The following is an 18,131-nucleotide window of genomic DNA, read 5'->3' as shown; positions in this document are numbered from 1 at the left end:
AGCTTGTGCAAAGCAAAGTGCGCCTATGGGAGGACCTGTAGATAAGGATCCGCCAAAACTCCTATCTATGATCCCTGAGGATCAAAGTTTAAATACTAAACCAGAAGAAATAATTTTAACCTTTGATGAATACGTCAAGCTAGATAATGCAAATAAAAACATCATCATTACCCCAAGAATAAACAAAGATGAGCTAAATATTCAAGCCTTAAAGAATGAAGTCAGGATAGAACTCAATCAAGAGCTAGAAGAAAACACCACATACGTATTTAATTTCCAAAAATCCATTCAAGACTTATCCGAAGGAAACCCTGCTGAAAACCTAAAGCTTGTATTTTCGACAGGGGAGACAATTGACAGCTTAGAAGTTAATGGAAATGTCTCCATTTACTATCCCAAAGGAAGAAATGATTTCGAGGACATCCTAGTCGGTCTTTATCCGGAAGGAGATACCACCGATCTATTCACAGGACCTCCATATTACATTTCTCAAGTAGATAGTATAGGAAATTTTACCATCGGCAATATCAAAGAAGGAGCTTATAGAGCCTATGCCTGGAAAGATGAAAACAACACATTAAAGGCTGAATTTAAAACTGAAGCATTTGATTTTTTAAAAGACACCATCAACATAGAGGATAATCAAAACTTCATTCAATTCAACTTGTCCTTAGCAGATTTGACTGAGTTCAAATTTCAGAGATCATCTATTTCCAATGGTAGTTATGATTTGGTTTTAAACAAGAATCCTATTGAAATTAAGATTGATGCGGAGGGTTTTGGCGAAACCATCTTCTATACACAAGGGGAGAAAAACCTAAAACTGTTTTCAAAAGAAACGGGAAATGATAGCCTTCTAGTGAATCTTCAGCTAGCGGACTCTATAGGGTTCAGACAAGACACAAGTATCTGGGCAAAATTCCCACAGACTGAAAGAAAGCCTGAAGAATTGACATTAAGCGCAAAATCAGGTCTTAATTTTTTAGAAGAATTACAAGCCGAACTAAGCTTCAATAAGCCCATTACACAGGTTTATTACGATTCCCTATACATTCCACTGGATAGTACTAATCGAATCCAAATAGAGCCTGATATGCTCTCCTTTAAGGATTCACTAAAAAGGGATATTCTTCTGATCAACATTCCTATTCCTGATTCCCTTGAGCTACAGATATTCTCCTTAAATATCGCAGACTCTACCTTTCAGGATATTCAAAATCAATACAATTTAAAGCCTCTGATTGCAAACTATAGAAGAATCAATCCCAATACTTTAGCAGATAAAATATCGGGAAGCATCAATGCCCAAAATTATCCCCTCATCGTGCAACTCCTAAATCAAAAGGGAGAAGTCCACCAAGAAAAGCACCTAAATGAGGAGTCTACATTTTCTTTTGAAAATATTGAAGCGGGCACATATACGATTCGTGTTATCGAAGATATGAATGAAAATAGAAGGTGGGATCCTGCAAGTTTTTACGAAAACAGGCAAGCAGAAAAGGTCTACTATTACCTAAATGAAGAAAATAAAAGCAAAGAAATCATTATCAAAAGTGGATGGACAACTGAGGATTTGGTAATCAATCCTTCGAAATCAACAGGAATTATCAAAAATAATTCAGTGGATAATCGAGAAATAGAAGTGGATAACTTGAATTAAGAATGTTCATAAAATTGAGTTCTCCACACCAAATTAATGAATGGAAAGTAAATCCATTTCACTTGGGGAAAACCCCAGAATTCTACACACTCACACACATGGTAATCCACACTGAACTTTCACACACAGTAAATTCTATCAGTAGTCCACAAAAACAAAGAAATTTAAACAACTCACTCATTACCAGTAAATCCCATGTGTAAAACCTATGGATAAGTGGTAGATAAGTGATGAAGAGCTATTTCAATATTGTTAATTGATAAATAAATTTCTATTATCCACATATCAACAGAGCTAATAACCTTAATAGTTTTTTCTAATTAAATAAAATAATAAAGATATAGAGCTGTTGATCATGTGAATAAGCTCTTGCAATTCGGGTTAGATTTTGATTATATTAGATGCAGCCAAATCAAGAAAACCCAATATGAACCTTACCCGCCTTTTTGATTTAATCCCTTATCAGATTAAAGAATTTGACAAAAAAATTGCCCTTTCTAGAAAGGAAAATGGAGAATGGAAATCTTATTCTTCGCGTCAATTCAAAGAAACTGTAGACAATTTGAGTCTGGCATTTTTAGATCAGGGAATCACCCCAGGAGACAAGGTAGCGATCATCTCAGAAAATAGACCCGAATGGAATTTCGTTGATTTAGCCTTACAGCAGATAGGAGCTGTGTCTGTACCCATGTATCCTACGATTACCAGTGATGATTATGCTTATATTTTTGATCATGCGGAGGTAAAAATGATCTTTGCGGGAGACCAGGTCATTTATGAAAAAGCCATAGATGTAGCAGGTGATTTGAAGATTTATACTTTTGATCAACTCGAGGGAGTAGAGCATTGGAGTGAACTATTAGAAAAGGGATCCAAAGGTGATCTAGCAAGACTAGAGCGATCCAAAGAGCAAGTCAAGCCAGAGGACCTATTTACGATCATTTATACTTCTGGCACTACAGGCAGACCAAAAGGTGTCATGCTGACTCATCACAATGTACTTTCCAATGTACTCTCAGTTTCACATATTATGAGCCCTCCTCCGGGCACGTCCAAAGTGTTAAGCTTTTTGCCACTTTGTCATATTTTTGAGCGAACGGCTTCCTTTTGCTTCATGTACTTGGGTTTCACCGTGTATTATGCGGAAAATTTGGAGACTATTGGCGAGAACTTGAAAGAAGTACAACCGCATGTATTTAATACAGTTCCTCGACTTTTAGAAAAAGTATATGATAAAATAGTTGCCAAAGGCTATGAACTCACAGGAGTTAAAAAACAATTGTTTTTCTGGGCTTTGAACTTAGGCTTGAAGTATGATCCTAGAGAAGATAAAGGACCTTGGTACAATTTTCAGCTAAAATTAGCCAACAAACTGATTTTTTCGAAGTGGAGAGAAGCTTTAGGTGGCAACATCATGCAGATCAATTCTGGCGCCTCAGCTCTTCAGCCTCGACTAGCTAGGGTATTCTGGGCAGCTGGCATCAAAGTTTGTGAGGGATACGGCTTGACGGAGACTTCACCGGTGGTATCTGCATCTTTGAGCAACTATGAAGAAATACGAATTGGATGGGTCGGGAAATTGGTGAAAGATGTAGAAGTCAAAATCGCGGAAGATGGGGAAATTCTAGTCAAAGGACCCAATGTCATGCAAGGATACTACAAGCAACCTGATATGACCGCAGAAGTGCTTAAAAATGGCTGGTTTCATACTGGAGACATCGGTGAGTTGGATGGCGATTACCTTAGAATCACTGACAGGAAGAAAGAGATGTTTAAAACTTCCGGCGGAAAATACATCGCTCCTCAAGTCATGGAAAATAAATTCAAAGAATCCACTTTAATCGAGCAGCTGATGGTAGTGGGAGATGGTAAAAATTATCCGGCTGCTTTGATAGTTCCAAGTTTTGAAAACCTCAGAGAGTATTGCAAAAGAAAGGATATTCCCTTTACTTCTGATGAGGAAATGATTGCTAGGGAAGAAATAATCAATAAGTATCAAACTGAAATTGACTACTTGAATAAGTACTTTGGAAAATGGGAACAAATCAAGCGGTTTAAACTTTTGGCTGAACCCTGGGGAATTGATTCGGGAGAGTTGACACCTACGATGAAACTCAAAAGAAAAGTGATTAAAGAAAAATACGAAAAGCAAATAGAACAGATATATCAGTCTTGATTTACTTTGATTTGAATCAAAAAGACATAATTTTTCCATTTTTAGAAGTAAAATAAGGCATCGAAACAAAATTCGGAATTCGAATAAAAACCTTAAGAATATTTTTTTTTACTTACTTTTAATTATAACTAAAGAATTTTATTCTTTATAATTATTATTTTCCAATAATAATTTGTGATGCATGCCTAATTAATTTTCAAATATAGTAGGCATGCCTACCATTTTTTTCTTAATTTAAGTCTCTCTAAATCAATACCACTGAAGAATGAAGCGAGAAGAGACGGTAGATTATCACATAAAGAGTGCTTGGCATGCCATATCGCGTATGTATAATCAGCATGCTGCGCAAGAAGGTTTTACCACTGCGATTGGTTTTGTCCTAATTAATATTAATTCAAAGGAAGGGACTCCCGCTACCAAAATCGCTCCGATGATTGGTTTGGAGACAAGAAGTCTCACGAGAATGCTAAAAACCATGGAAGAAAAGGGATTGGTTTACAAAAAACCTGATCCTCAAGACCGGCGTTCTGTTCGGATATTTTTGACCGAGGAGGGAAAGGAAAAGAAAGAAATTTCCGTAAGGACAATTAAAGAATTTAATGAACAAATCAGAGAGGTAATCGATGAATCTGATTTGAGGACTTTTTTTGATGTCTTCGAAAAAGTCCAAATGGTTATCGATCAATTTAGTGGAGCTGAAGCTAATAAGCCAATTTTCGAATTATAACTCAATAGGTATGAGTAGACTTAAACCTACTAAAAACCCAAAAAAATGAATAAAACCATAAAAAAAGTAGCCGTATTAGGTTCAGGAGTAATGGGATCCAGGATTGCTTGCCACTTTGCCAATATTGGAGTGCAAGTCCTACTGCTGGATATCGTTCCTTTTGAACTTACAGACGAGGAAAAAAAGAAAGGTCTTACGAAGGAAGATTCTCTAGTAAGAAACAGAATTGTCAATCAAGCGCTGCAAAGTACTCTCAAGTCTAACCCATCGGCAATTTATGACAAGGCATTTGCCAGTAGAATTAGCACTGGAAATTTTGACGACGATTTACCCAAAATTAAGGAGGTAGATTGGATTATTGAAGTTGTTGTAGAGCGCTTGGACATTAAGCAGCAACTCTTCGAAAAAGTAGAAAAATATAGGAAGCCTGGTACTTTGATCACTTCCAACACTTCCGGTATTCCTATGCACATGATGTGTGAAGGCAGAAGTGAGGATTTTCAAGAAAACTTCGCAGGTACACACTTTTTCAATCCTCCGAGATATTTAAAACTTCTGGAGATCATTCCTGCGCCTAAGACCAATCCAGAAATAATCGATTTTCTCATGGATTACGGAGATAGGTTTTTGGGAAAAGAGACAGTACTCTGTAAAGATACACCTGCTTTTATAGCCAATAGAATTGGAGTTTATGCTATTATTTCAGGTATGCATACCATCGAAAAGATGGGAATGGGCGTATCTGAGGTTGACAAATTGACTGGAACTGTAATTGGTCGAGCCAAGTCAGCAACTTTTAGAACCATGGACGTAGTCGGTTTGGATACTACGGTAAACGTTGCCAATAACCTCTACAAAGCACTTCCAGATGATGAGTCTAGAGATAAATTTAAGCTACCAAAAATCGTCGAGGTCCTCTACGAAAACAAATGGTTTGGTGACAAAACGGGTCAAGGTTATTTTAAAATGATCCGTCACAAAGACGGACGAAAGGAGCTTAAAGAAATTGACTTCGAAACCTTTGAATACAAGGATGTAGAAAAGCCAAAATTCAAAGCCTTAGAAGCTGCAAAGGAACACGAGAATCTTAAAAACAGAATCAAACTTCTCGTCAATTTTGATGACAAAGCAGGAGAGTTTTACCGCGCTACTTTTTATGATCTCTTCAGATATTGTTCTAATCGTATTCCGGAAATTTCCGACGAACTCTACCGCATAGATCAGGCAGTTTGTGCCGGATTTGGTTGGGAATATGGTCCATTTGAAAATTGGGATATTCTTGGCATAAAGGATACGGTAAGCAAAATGGAAGCTGCCGGTGAAAAACCAGCTTCTTGGGTCTATGAAATGCTGGATGCTGGTCATGAATCCTTTTATAAAGTAGAAGGTGGCAAAAAGTGTTATTATGACATTCCATCAAAAAGCTACAAAGCTATTCCAGGAGTGGACGAATTCATCATCCTCGATACTTTAAAAGCAGCAGATAAAAAGCTGTGGGGTAATGCAGGATCGACCGTCTATGACCTAGGAGATGATGTGATCGGTTTGGAGTTTCATACCAAAATGAACTCTATGGGTCAGGAAGTCATCGAGGGTATCAATACCGCAATAGGGATGGCGGAAAAATCACATAAAGGACTTGTCATCGGTAATGAAGGTGGAAACTTTTCGGCTGGAGCTAATCTCTCTATGCTTTTTATGTTTGCCGGAGATCAGGACTTTGATGAGATCAACTTGATGATCGCACAGTTCCAAAACACCATGATGAGAGCCAGGTATTCTTCTGTACCGGTTGTAGTAGCTCCGCACAATATGGCATTGGGTGGTGGCTGTGAATTGTCACTACATGCTGATCACATTCAGGCGCATGCCGAATTGTATATGGGTTTGGTCGAAGTGGGAGTAGGTTTGATTCCTGCTGGAGGAGGAACCAAAGAAATGACGAGGAGATTCGCCAATTCGGTGATATCGGGAGATGTAGAGCTCAATCAGCTTCAAGAATACTTCATGAATATTGCCATGGCTAAGGTCTCTACTTCCGCAGAAGAAGCTAGAAATCTAGGATATCTTACAAATCAAGATGGTATAACCTTGAATCGAAAAAGACAACTTGCCGAGGCTAAAGCTAAAGTTCTTGCTCTTCATGAATCAGGATATACTCAGCCTGTACAACAGACCAATATCAAAGTCTTAGGGAAAACATCCCTAGCCTTGTTTGAAGCAGGTATAACAGGAATGCAGTACGGAGCATACATTTCCGAGCATGATGCCAAGATTGCCAGAAGATTGGCATGGGTGATGTCAGGTGGTGATTTATCTTCTCCTACCGAAGTTTCCGAGCAGTACCTTTTGGATTTGGAAAGAGAGGCATTCTTGAGTCTTACCGGTGAAAAGAAAACACTTGAGCGAATTCACAGCATACTCTTTAAGGGCAAACCGCTTAGAAATTAATTATCAGGTATTTAGTATCAAGAATTGAGTATTAAAAATTTATAATCATGCATAATTTCAAAGCACTAAAGGTTTGGAAAGAAGCAGTAGATTTTGCAAAAAACGTCTATTCTATCACAAAGTCCTTTCCAGCAGAGGAGAATACTTCAATCAGAAAAAGCGAGAAAGCTAAAATCGGACTTTTCTCAGATAAAAAGATGATTATAGGAATTAAGTCTTCAATAGTGGGACAGTCCTAATACTTAAATCTAAATACTAGATACTTCAATCTATTCAACATTAAAAAATATAGAAACTAATGGACGCATATATAATAAACGGATATAGATCGGCGGTTGGGAAAGCTAAAAAAGGAGGCTTTCGTTTCTATCGACCGGATGATTTGGCTGCAGATGTCATCAAGCATCTCGTAGCCAATACGCCTGGATTGGAGGCAAAAATGGTAGATGACTTAATCGTAGGAAATGCAGTTCCAGAAGCGGAACAAGGCATGCAAATGGGGCGCATGATTTCTTTGTTGGCTTTGGGCATAGACAATCCCGGCTTTGTCATGAATAGGTACTGTGGGTCAGGGGTAGAAGCGATTGCACTTGCTGTCGGAAAGGTCAAAGCAGGTATGGCTGACTGCATCATTGCAGGAGGTACAGAGTCCATGTCCTTGGTACCCATGATGGGTTACAAAACAGCACTCAATTGGAAAATCGCTTCCGAAACGCCTTCCTATTACCTCAGTATGGGATTGACTGCTGAGGAACTGGCCAAAGATTATAACATCACGAGAGAAGATGCTGATTCATTTGCTGTCAGATCCCATCAGCGAGCATTAGATGCTATCTCCAGTGGAAAGTTTAAGGATGAAATCGTGCCAGTAGAGGTTGAAGAAATTTACCTGGATGAAAAAGGAAAGCGCAAGACAAGAAAATTCACCGTCGATACTGATGAAGGGCCTCGCGCGGGTACTTCGATGGAGGTATTGTCTAATTTAAAACCAGCTTTTAAAAATGGAGGACAAGTGACAGCTGGAAACTCCTCACAAACTTCAGACGGGGCAGCTTTCGTAGTCGTGATGAGCGAGCGACTGATGAAGTCGCTTAATTTGGACCCAATAGCACGAATGATGTCTTACTCCGTAGCGGGTGTGGACCCTAGAATCATGGGGATAGGTCCAAAGGAGGCTGTGCCAAAAGCACTAAAGCAAGCTGGGCTGTCTCTTAATGATATCGATTTGATTGAACTCAATGAAGCTTTTGCAGCTCAGGCTCTGGCTGTCATCAGAGAGCTGGATATGGATGAAGATATCGTCAATGTCAATGGTGGAGCGGTAGCTTTGGGACACCCACTGGGATGTACAGGAGCTAAACTCTCTGTTCAACTCTTCAATGAACTAAGAAGAAGAGAAAAGAAATACGGTATGGTCACTGCTTGCGTAGGAGGAGGCCAAGGTGTAGCCGGCATCTACGAGTTACTCAAATAAGCATCTAAAGTCTAATCTGTTATTCAAAAAATAAAATGACAACCCTTTCAAAATCAATTCAAGGAGGAGAATTCCTCATTCGGGAGACAGAAGCGCAGGACGTTTTTATCCCCGAGCAATTTACCGAAGAGCAAAAAATGATGGCTCAGGCCTGTCAGGATTTCATCGATACGGAAATCACGCCAAATATCGAAGAAATAGACAGTATGAAAAATCCGGACTTGGTTCCAAGTATTTTTAAAAAAGCTGGAGAACTGGGTCTTTTAGGAATTTCCGTCCCTGAAGAATATGGGGGAATGGGTATGAGTTTTAACACTTCCATGCTAATAGCCGACATCATCGGTGCGGCAGGTTCTTTCTCTACGACTTATGGAGCGCATACCGGTATCGGTACTTTGCCTATTCTGTATTACGGGACAGAAGATCAAAAACAAAAATACCTTCCTAAGTTGGCTACCGGAGAGTGGGCTGCCTGCTACTGTTTGACAGAGCCGGATGCAGGCTCTGATGCGAATAGTGGAAAAACCAAAGCCACCCTGACTGAGGATGGTAAGCATTACCTGATCAATGGTCAGAAAATGTGGATATCGAATGCAGGTTTTGCGGATCTCTTTATTGTATTTGCCAAGATTGAAGATGATAAAAATCTTACCGCTTTCATCGTGGAGAAGTCCTTTGGTGGGATCACCATGAACGAAGAGGAGAAAAAAATGGGAATTAAAGGTTCCTCGACTCGTCAGGTTTTCTTCAATGACTGTAAAGTACCGATAGAAAATATGCTGTCTGATCGTCAAAACGGATTTAAAATCGCTGTGAATATTCTCAATATAGGTCGGGTTAAATTAGGCGCAGGTGTATTGGGAGGAGTTCGTACGGTTACTTCTATGGCGGTGAAATACTCTACAGAGCGCAAGCAGTTTGGTAGCAGTATCAACTCCTTTGGAGCAGTGAAGCGAATGTTGGCAGAAATGGCTATCCGTAGCTATGTTTCAGAGTCACTTTGCTATCGTGCAGGTCAAGATATTGAGGACCGAATGGATGCTTTGGCTGCGGAAGGAATGCCTGATGCAGAGGCTAAGTTGAAAGCCTTGGAGCAATTTGCTATTGAAGCTGCGATTGCAAAAGTGCATGGTTCTGAAGTTTTGGATTTTGTAGTGGATCAGGGAGTTCAAGTTTATGGAGGTATGGGTTATTCTTCCGATGCACCGATGGAGCGGGCGTATCGGGATGCGAGAATTGCCAGAATCTACGAAGGAACCAATGAGATCAACCGTATGCTAATGGTGGGAATGCTATTAAAGCGTGCTATGAAAGGTGAAATCAACCTATTCGAGCCAGCTATGGCAGTTTCTAATGAATTGACATCAGTGCCATCCTTTGAAACGATAGATACTTCTGAGCTATTTGCAGCTGAAAAAGAAGTACTCAAAAAACTCAAGAAAGTCTTCTTGATGGTAGGAGGAAAAGCAGCTATGGCCCTTCAGGACCGAATAGAAGATGAACAAGAGATCATGATGAATCTAGCTGATGTGATGATCGAAATCTATGCTGCAGAATCCGCAATCCTTCGTACCGAAAAACTAGTTGGTATCCAGGGAGAAGAAGCTTGTAAAAATCAAATTGCTATTTCTCAAGTTTACCTATCCGAGGCTGTGGATAAAATTAATGGAGCGGCCAAAGAAGCTATTGGTTCCTTTACCAAGGGTGACGAACAGAAAGTCATGCTCATGGGATTGAAGAGATATACAAAAATGGATCCTATAGATACCAAATCTCTAAGAAGACAAATAGCTGATTACATGATAGAAGCAGGTAAATATCCCTTTTAATCAAAAGGAAGATTTACCTCTAAGGTTAGACCTCCAGTCAAATACAAGACTGGAGGTTTATTTTTTCCTAATTATTGGTTTTTGAAGTGTCAGGCTCGGTTTTCTTAGGCTTCACTATGTTTTTCAAAATGCTTTTCGCCTCTTTGACTACTTCACTTTTTGCCTCTTCGGTTTTTTTGTCCAGTGCCTTTTTCAGGCTATCCTGTGCAGAATCTGCCTTGAGCTTCAGTTGTTGTTTGATACTATCTTGTGCAGCTTGAAATTCGGCGGTGGCCTTTTCCTGCAGGTTTTCTTTTTCACTATCAAATCGGGACTTCAGTGCATTGCTTAGTAGTGACTCCATGCTATTTCCTCCTGCAAGACTGATTTGAGGCTGACTGTATGAACCCGAAAGATTTATGGCTAGCGGAATAAGAGTGGACTCATTAGCTTCTGTTCCGGCTATGCTGGCCAAGATTGAGTTAGCCTGAGCACCAAATCGACCAGCTGGGACTTGCATATTCAGCAAATAATTGATCGATCCATCAAATCCGGCAGTACCTTGTATGGTCGTTTGATAGTCCCAGAGCCTGACATCAAAAGGCTTGACATCCATTCTCCCATCTTCGATTTGTATCGGGATCGAAAGGTTTTTGAGCTGAAGGGTATTGGCATCTTTGAGTTGGGTAAGACGGGTCACTCCTTCTAGAATTTTACTGTCTCTGAGTGCTGCTTCAGCAATTTTCAAAATACCTTCTACATTAATCGAAGATAGAAGAGGCATCATGTCTTGTCCAAGAAGCCCCGAAAACTTGAAAGAGGAATTGAATTTTCCGGTGATATCCTGAGCAATTGGGGCAAAAGCTCTTATACTATTTAGGCTCTGAAAAGCTTGCGCTATACTGAGCTCTGCTACCGAAAGATCAAAATCAAACTTTGGAGCCGTCAAGTCTCGAGGATCATAATTACCGTTCATGCGTATCTGACCACCCAAAGTCTTCATGCCTGCTTCTTCAAAACTCAAAACCCCATTCTTGAGCATCATTTTTCCTTGGACTTCTTTGAGATTTAGGTTGTCATACAAAACCTCATCTGCCACAAAATTCATCGCAAAGTCCACATTATTAGGTAACGGAACCACCTCCATTTCGGATTCTTCACTGTCTGAACTACTCTCTGTTAGCCATTCGTTGATATCAAAGCGGGTACTTTTCAGATTAAGTTCGCCCCGAAGTACGCCGGTTTCAGATAGCAGATAGTCTAGGTAATTGTTCAAACTTCCACTTGCCTGAAGCGGACTTTTTCCCAGCTTGGCATCAAACTCTGTCAAGTTTGCCTGTCTTGGGTTAAAATCAAGAGTACTTTTTATGATCTCTACACCTTGTGGGTAGTCGGTAGATTTAAAGTAAAAGCCTGCAATACCCATCGAACCTGAGGCCTGAATCGCAGAATACTGATTGTTTTCCACCGCGGCATAGGAGCCCGTGCTACTCAGGTTGGCGTTGATTTTTCCTTTCAGCTCGGTGTCCTCAATCGGAATGATTTGCGTGATTTTTTCGAGGTCCACAGTTCCGGTTAGATTACCATCCCAGTTCAACTTTTCAAAATCTCTGAGCTGAAACTTCCCTTCGATGCGTTCATCCTCAAGCTCAAATCCAAAGGATTGAACATCCACAAAGAAATCACCCATGGTGCCCTTTTGATTGGAGAGACTAACTTTGGCATGAATATCTTCCAGTGCACTCGGATACTCGTCATTTCGGACCAGACCGTTTTGAAGGGTAAATGAGGAATTGATGACCGGAAGCTTTTTAAGTGTAGAGTCGTAAGTTCCCTTGGCAGTGGCATCAAAAGCTAAATTTCCGGATAGCTGTGTACCTTCTATTGGGAATATGCTGGTTAACTCAGCTAAATTAAGCTGCCCACGAAGCGTTCCTTCCATCAGGTAATCTCGCAAGTTTTCAAGTCTAAAATTTCCTGAAATAGGATTGCTACCGACTTTCAAAGAAAAGTTAGGAATGATAACCTGAGTATTTTCAAGATTTTCAGTGTTGTTTTTTGCTTGAAAAAGAAGATTAATGGCACTCACTCCCGTAGGAAGATCGGGATACTGAAATTCACCATTCTCTACTTTAAGATTGACATCAAAACTTGGATAAGCTTCTTCCGAGTAAAGTCCTTTCACAAATCCGTCAAAGGCCAATTCTCCTGAGGTTTTTATCTTCGAAAACTGTGCAGAATACATGCCAGGCACTAGGGAAAGGAGGTTTTTGAAATTGGTATCGGGACTCATAAATGTCAGATCAAAAAGTACCCCTTCCTCTGGCAAACCGATTAAACCGTTTAGGTCAAACAAGAAGTCATTGAGAGCAAACTTACCTTCCTCAAGCACAAAGTTCATCTGTTCTAAGTCCACTTGAAGTTTTGTTCTCCCTTTAAAGGCCTTATCATTCAAATAATGAACCCCTTCATAAATCACGTCTGCGATAATCGCTTCTGCTTCTAGTGGTAAATCGTAAACATCTAGTGTAAACTCCCCGCTTCCCTTTGCTTTAATATCTGCAAGTGCCATAGTAAAGTCGAGGGAGCGATCATCGTAAATTAAGTTGATACCGGATGCGCTGATTTCATCGATTCCTAATTTGAAATTACTTTCAGGAGCATCGCTTTCTTCTTCTGTAGATTTGACGATATCATAATTGGCAGTGCCATCTTCCAGCACACGGATAAATACATCTCCACCATTGATATGCAGTCCGGTAAGAGATGGATAGTCGTCAAATAAAACTGAAGAAAGACTAAAATCTAATGCCAGCTGATCGACCTGAATTAATGTATCTCCCTGAAACATCTCTTTTCCGACTATTCCAAAATCGGCGATATTGGCACTTACAGAAGGGAAATTTCGGAAGAGACTGAGAGCTATTTTTTGTGTATCAAAGTAGACGGTAGCGTCGATTTGCTCATCCAGTTCCTGTTGGATCCGAGCCACAATTTCATCCTTGAAAAAATAAGGGATAGCCAATGCGGTGCCGATTAAAAATACAAATACACTTAGGATAATGATTAGGGCTTTTTTCATTGTTAAGCTTGGTTTACATGTTCAAAACGAAAGACATACGGAATTGATTCATTCCAAGAAAGGCGGAATGAATCGTTTGATAAAAATTAACGACAGGCTTATACTCCCGGAAAAGATATTCCTTTGACTCTACGGTACAAGTTTAGCGCGTACTTATCAGTCATCCCTGAGATAAAATCAATCAAAGACCGCAATAATGGATAAGGGTTGACTTCTGCGCCCCATCCTTTGAGCGGAAAATCCTCAGGAAGCAGACGTAGAATACTTTTATCTTGACCAGAAAATCGCTCAGTTTGGTAAAATTGATGATATAGGGCTTGGCCAAAAACCGAGAGAAGGCCTTCTAAAACCTGGAAACCAGCAGCTTCTTTTTCAAGGACGATTTTAGAGCGATAAATTTTCTGTATGGATATTTCAGTGATTTTTTGGAGGGCCTTTGCTGAGGGGATAATATCGGTCAGAGCTTTGTCAAAATTTCCCTTGCACATACTTTCCTCGTATTTGATAAAAGCTTCCACTGTTTCCTCGATCAATTCTCCGATCGCTAAAGCCCTCAGAGCACCGAGATTTTGAGCCTGACTTCGGTTTTTTAGTTTTTCAGGAACAAATTTGTCCTTCAGGATTGGAGCTAGCAGTTTTACTGTCGTGTCAAAATCCACCAAACCCATGGTACATCCATCTTCCAGGTCTATTATACTATAGCAGATATCATCGGCAGCTTCTACCAAAAAAGCCAAAGGATGCCTGTACCAACACTCCTCACTTGATTGCTCTATTCCCAAGAATGCACTGAGTTGCTCAAAATCCGTGAGTTGATTGATAAAAAAGCCAAACTTTTTCTGACTTCTTCGAGCGACATCCCGGTGACTGATCAAGCTCGGACGGGGGTATTTGGTAAAAGCTGCCAGCGTAGCATAGGTCAGCTTCAGCCCAAACTGTTTGGACACTAGCATCCGAAACCCCTGAGCATTTCCTTCAAAATTACAAAGGTCCATCCACTGCTCAGGGCGTACATGGGATTCCCATACCTGACCGGCCGGGTGAAATTTGAAAAAGTCCGAAATAGCCTCTTCTCCCGCGTGGCCAAAAGGGGGATTGCCAATATCATGAGTCAAAGCCGCAGCAGCGACGATGCTTCCAATCTCAGAGGAGGAGATGGCGGTTTTTTGCAAATTTGGATATTTATCAAGCAAATAGGCGCCTGCTGCTTTACCTAAAGAGCGACCCACGGAAGAGACTTCCAAGCTGTGCGTCAATCGTGTGTGAACAAAAGCCTGATCCGGAAGTGGAAAAACCTGGGTTTTGTCCTGAAGATTTCGGAAAGGAGCCGAAAATATAATTCGGTCATAATCCACTTCAAATTCACTTCTAGCGGCTTGAGTAGCTATAAAACCTGGCGTATCACCAAACCTACCTCTGGCGAGGAGTCTTTCCCATTTCATCATGCCCAAAAATAAGAAGGTATTGAGACAATGCCTTATAAGAAAGACAAGTTTGTGGCACGGTCATTGGCTTTATAGAGTCAGCACTAAACCAATTATTGTTATGAAAAAGTACATTTCCTATTTTATGTTTGCTCTTGTGGGCATTTTCACATTGGGTTGTGATTTGAATGATTCTCCCGAAATGGAAGAGGGTCAAGCGCAAGTGAATTTTTACCTGGTCGATGCACCGGGAGATTTTGAAGAGGTATGGGTGGAAGTTTTGGCACTTCGAGTGAAAGCCGGAGGAGATGAATTGGCCGGAGATGATGATGACGATTCGACTTGGGAAGAAATCCCTTACGAGGAAGGCAGCAAAATGGTCAATCTGATGGATCTGACAGGAAATAATTCTCAGCTCCTCGGAAATTCAAGCTTTGAATCAGGAAGAATTCATCAAATTAGATTGATTCTGGGAGACAATAATTTTGTAATCTCAGAGGGTCAAAAGATTGCAATGCAAACGCCTAGTGCTCAGCAGAGCGGGCTAAAGCTGAAAGTGGATGAGGTAATCGAGCCTAACCAATCCTACAATCTGATTATTGATTTTGATGTAGCCAAGTCTATTGTAGTGGCCGGCAACTCTGGGAATATCATTTTGAAGCCCGTATTGAGAGCCTACATGGAAGAAGCAGCAGGGATCATGGGACAAGTTTTGCCTACTGAGGCAGGTCCAGTCACGGTGGAAGCTGAAAGGAATGGAGAAGTATTTTCCACATTCACTGACGTTAATGGTAATTTTAAAATTCAGGGATTAGAGCCTGGAACCTATGCTCTTTTGATTACTCCAAACGATTCCTTTTCTCCCATTGCTCGAGAGGGAGTCTTGGTAGAAGATGGAAAAATGACGGTCGTAGACCCTATTACATTGGAAGAAAAAGAGTAAGACAATTTAGAAAGCCGGCGAACCGGCTTTCTTATTTTTATACCTTTCTTCCTTTGTCAAATTTGGACTAAATTTATACTGTGATTGTTAGCCGCTTTTTCTTTATTTCAATTTTGTGCTCCTGTATTTTGGGGGCATGTACTAGCTCAGAGAATCGTCCTGAAGCACTTTTAAACATAGTTCTTGTAGACGCACCTCCTTCTTATGATTCTGTTTTTGTAGAAATCCTAGGAGTAGAGGTATCAATCAATGCGGTGGGAAGGGAGACCGAATCCCAAAGTATTTTTATTCCCTATGACCTAGGAGATAAGCAAATCAAAGTTTCAGATCTTGTGGCTGGCGAAGTCTTGCTTTTGGGCAGAGGCGTTTTACCTCCGGGTAGATTGATTGGTATGAAAATGATTCTTGGGACTCGACATTTTTTATGGCAAGATGAAGATCGTTTTGCTATCCCTATTGCTTCCGATTTTTCCGATGAGGTACCAATACCCATTCTTTTTGACCTTGAAGCGGGTCTTTCCTATGATGTAATCTTAGATTTTGATCTAGAGCAATCTATCCAAACGATTCAATCCGATCCGCTCACCTTAGCATTGACCCCGCAGGTGGATGCTGTTTTACCTGGTACTTTTGGTGAGATTCAAGGGAGGCTTGGACCTACTACTATTAAGCCGTCGATTTTGGCTGTAGGAAGTAGCGGCTCAAGCAGCACGCATACCAATAGCTCGGGTAGCTTTGTAATGAGACTTTCTCCTGGCACTTACGACTTGTATCTAGACCCAAAAGACGACCGGTATTTACCGGACACACTCAGAAATGTAGAGGTCATCCTAGGAGAATCTCTTTCTCTGGAACCGATTACCTTCAACCTTGCCCCTGTGGACGATGAATAGGGATGAGCAGTACATGCGTCGGGCATTGGAGCTAGCCGAGTGGGGCCGTGGAGCAGTCAGTCCCAACCCTCTTGTAGGTTGCGTGATAGTTCATGAGGATGCTATCATCGGTGAAGGATACCATCAGCAGTATGGTGAAGCTCATGCCGAGGTCAACGCAATTCATGCGGTAGAAAATCAAGAATTGCTGAAAGAAGCGACAGTCTACGTCACTTTGGAGCCTTGTGCTCATTTTGGTAAAACCCCCCCTTGTGCTAACCTCCTAGTAGAAAAAAATGTAAAAAAAGTCGTCATCGCCGCTGTAGATTCTAATCCGCTGGTGGGAGGAAAAGGAATTGCAATTTTAAAAAAAGCAGGAATTGAGGTTGAAACGGGTTGTTTGGAAAAGGCTGCCCGCTGGCAAAACCGTCGTTTTTTCACCTCAATTGAAAAAAACCGTCCCTATATCATCCTCAAATGGGCACAAACCCGAGATGGTCTGGTAGCTAGAAATGATTTTTCATCCAAATGGATTTCCAATGCTCAAAGTAGACAATTGGTTCATAAGTGGAGAGCAGAAGAAGATGCTATTCTGGTAGGAAAAAATACGGCCTTCTATGATGATCCAGCTTTGAATGTCAGGGATTGGGTGGGGAAAAACCCACTTAGGCTGGTGATAGACCGGCAGCTTTCGCTCCCCAAAGAGTTGAAATTGTTTGATCAAGCTGTGCCGACGGTCTGCTACAACCAAAAGTTAGATGAGATCAAAGCAAATCTTGAATTCAAAAAAATCTCATTTGATTCTATCGTTCATGAGATAGTATCTGACCTTCAGGAGCGAAAAACACAAAGCTTGATCGTGGAGGGAGGACCCTTTGTGATCAATCAATTTTTGGAGGCCGAACTTTGGGATGAAGCTCGAGTGTTTACTAGCCAAAATAAATTTGAAATGGGGATCAAAGCCCCATTCATGAACCAAATGCCTTCAGAGCAAATCCAAATTCAATCTGATCAATTAGCTATTTATTACCATGTCTGAGAATTTATTTATTCCTTCTACTGCCCATAAATCAGAAAAATATGAAGCCCTCCTTCCTCAAATAGAGGCGCTGATCACAGGAGAGCCGGATCTCTATGCCAACCTCTCAAATATTGCCGCTGCGCTTAAGCAAACTTTTGATTTCTTTTGGGTGGGGTTTTATCTGGTAAAAGAAAACCAGTTGGTTTTAGGACCCTTTCAGGGCCCAATTGCCTGTACTAGGATTTCTTATGGAAGGGGTGTTTGTGGGACGGCTTGGAAAGAAGCTAAGACCCAATTGGTACCCGATGTAGATGCCTTTCCCGGTCATATTGCCTGCAGTTCAGCAAGTAAATCGGAGATTGTAGTTCCTGTAATCAAGGAGGGCCAAGTAATAATGGTTTTGGATGTAGACAGTGATCAGTTGAATGATTTTGATGAGCAGGATCAGACAGGACTGGAAAAAATCATGTCCATCCTCGCAGAACGAATCTAA

General features: G+C 40.7%; 13 protein-coding genes. 11 read left to right on the top strand and 2 right to left on the bottom strand.

Annotation, left to right across the window (positions count from 1 at the left end; all coding sequences use genetic code 11):
- Positions 1-25: 25 nt before the first annotated feature.
- The 7 genes from BLQ57_RS12360 (at position 26) to BLQ57_RS12330 (ending at position 10,317) form a co-directional block, all read left to right on the top strand.
- Positions 26-1,660, top strand: coding sequence for an Ig-like domain-containing domain (locus BLQ57_RS12360; protein WP_240507816.1), 1,635 nt, complete (start codon positions 26-28; stop codon positions 1,658-1,660).
- A 427-nt stretch (positions 1,661-2,087) separates the two neighbouring features.
- Entirely contained in the window at positions 2,088-3,836 is a 1,749-nt protein-coding gene (locus BLQ57_RS12355) for an AMP-dependent synthetase/ligase (protein ID WP_087939869.1), read from the top strand.
- 265 nt (positions 3,837-4,101) lie between these two features.
- Positions 4,102-4,563: a MarR family winged helix-turn-helix transcriptional regulator gene (locus BLQ57_RS12350; RefSeq protein WP_087939868.1), complete on the top strand. Its 462-nt coding sequence runs from the start codon at positions 4,102-4,104 to the stop codon at positions 4,561-4,563.
- 45 nt (positions 4,564-4,608) lie between these two features.
- Positions 4,609-7,014, top strand: a complete 2,406-nt coding sequence (locus tag BLQ57_RS12345) for a 3-hydroxyacyl-CoA dehydrogenase/enoyl-CoA hydratase family protein (protein WP_087939867.1) — start codon at positions 4,609-4,611, stop codon at positions 7,012-7,014.
- 47 nt (positions 7,015-7,061) lie between these two features.
- Entirely contained in the window at positions 7,062-7,253 is a 192-nt protein-coding gene (locus BLQ57_RS12340; protein ID WP_087939866.1) for a four helix bundle protein, read from the top strand.
- A 59-nt stretch (positions 7,254-7,312) separates the two neighbouring features.
- Positions 7,313-8,488 (top strand): thiolase family protein, encoded by a 1,176-nt coding sequence (locus BLQ57_RS12335; protein ID WP_087939865.1) that lies wholly within the window; start codon positions 7,313-7,315, stop codon positions 8,486-8,488.
- A 35-nt stretch (positions 8,489-8,523) separates the two neighbouring features.
- A complete protein-coding gene (locus tag BLQ57_RS12330; RefSeq protein WP_087939864.1) occupies positions 8,524-10,317 on the top strand; it encodes an acyl-CoA dehydrogenase family protein in 1,794 nt (597 codons plus the stop codon).
- Positions 10,318-10,384: 67 nt separating this feature from the next.
- Here the strand turns inward: BLQ57_RS12330 and BLQ57_RS12325 are convergent, their stop codons facing one another.
- On the bottom strand, positions 10,385-13,378 hold the full coding sequence (locus BLQ57_RS12325) for an AsmA-like C-terminal region-containing protein (protein WP_087939863.1): 2,994 nt from the start codon (positions 13,376-13,378) through the stop codon (positions 10,385-10,387).
- A 98-nt stretch (positions 13,379-13,476) separates the two neighbouring features.
- Entirely contained in the window at positions 13,477-14,820 is a 1,344-nt protein-coding gene (dgt, locus tag BLQ57_RS12320) for a dGTP triphosphohydrolase (protein WP_087939913.1), read from the bottom strand.
- Between the two features lie 103 nt (positions 14,821-14,923).
- Between dgt and BLQ57_RS12315 the strand changes: the two genes are divergently transcribed.
- From BLQ57_RS12315 to BLQ57_RS12300, 4 genes are all read left to right on the top strand, one after another.
- Positions 14,924-15,745: a DUF4382 domain-containing protein gene (locus BLQ57_RS12315; RefSeq protein WP_169712753.1), complete on the top strand. Its 822-nt coding sequence runs from the start codon at positions 14,924-14,926 to the stop codon at positions 15,743-15,745.
- 80 nt (positions 15,746-15,825) lie between these two features.
- Positions 15,826-16,638, top strand: coding sequence for a DUF4382 domain-containing protein (locus BLQ57_RS12310; RefSeq protein ID WP_217639526.1), 813 nt, complete (start codon positions 15,826-15,828; stop codon positions 16,636-16,638).
- Positions 16,631-17,656 carry a bifunctional diaminohydroxyphosphoribosylaminopyrimidine deaminase/5-amino-6-(5-phosphoribosylamino)uracil reductase RibD gene (ribD, locus tag BLQ57_RS12305; protein WP_087939860.1) on the top strand — a complete coding sequence of 342 codons (1,026 nt, stop codon included), beginning with the start codon at positions 16,631-16,633 and terminating at the stop codon, positions 17,654-17,656. The genes BLQ57_RS12310 and ribD overlap by 8 nt, the downstream gene beginning before the upstream one ends.
- A complete protein-coding gene (locus tag BLQ57_RS12300; RefSeq protein ID WP_087939859.1) occupies positions 17,649-18,131 on the top strand; it encodes a GAF domain-containing protein in 483 nt (160 codons plus the stop codon). Before ribD ends, BLQ57_RS12300 begins: the two co-directional genes overlap by 8 nt.

Source organism: Algoriphagus faecimaris (genome assembly GCF_900101705.1).
GTDB lineage: Bacteria > Bacteroidota > Bacteroidia > Cytophagales > Cyclobacteriaceae > Algoriphagus > Algoriphagus faecimaris.
Note: the sequence above shows the minus strand (reverse complement) of the source record. Positions and strands in the feature narration are given on the sequence as shown.

Coding starts and splice junctions, on each gene's coding strand:
- BLQ57_RS12350 (WP_087939868.1), top strand. CDS start 4,102: ATGAAGCGAGAAGAGACGGTAGATTATCACATAAAGAGTGCTTGGCAT.
- BLQ57_RS12360 (WP_240507816.1), top strand. CDS start 26: ATGGGAGGACCTGTAGATAAGGATCCGCCAAAACTCCTATCTATGATC.
- BLQ57_RS12340 (WP_087939866.1), top strand. CDS start 7,062: ATGCATAATTTCAAAGCACTAAAGGTTTGGAAAGAAGCAGTAGATTTT.
- BLQ57_RS12330 (WP_087939864.1), top strand. CDS start 8,524: ATGACAACCCTTTCAAAATCAATTCAAGGAGGAGAATTCCTCATTCGG.
- BLQ57_RS12325 (WP_087939863.1), bottom strand. CDS start 13,378: ATGAAAAAAGCCCTAATCATTATCCTAAGTGTATTTGTATTTTTAATC.
- dgt (WP_087939913.1), bottom strand. CDS start 14,820: ATGAAATGGGAAAGACTCCTCGCCAGAGGTAGGTTTGGTGATACGCCA.
- BLQ57_RS12355 (WP_087939869.1), top strand. CDS start 2,088: ATGAACCTTACCCGCCTTTTTGATTTAATCCCTTATCAGATTAAAGAA.
- BLQ57_RS12300 (WP_087939859.1), top strand. CDS start 17,649: ATGTCTGAGAATTTATTTATTCCTTCTACTGCCCATAAATCAGAAAAA.
- BLQ57_RS12315 (WP_169712753.1), top strand. CDS start 14,924: ATGAAAAAGTACATTTCCTATTTTATGTTTGCTCTTGTGGGCATTTTC.
- ribD (WP_087939860.1), top strand. CDS start 16,631: ATGAATAGGGATGAGCAGTACATGCGTCGGGCATTGGAGCTAGCCGAG.
- BLQ57_RS12345 (WP_087939867.1), top strand. CDS start 4,609: ATGAATAAAACCATAAAAAAAGTAGCCGTATTAGGTTCAGGAGTAATG.
- BLQ57_RS12335 (WP_087939865.1), top strand. CDS start 7,313: ATGGACGCATATATAATAAACGGATATAGATCGGCGGTTGGGAAAGCT.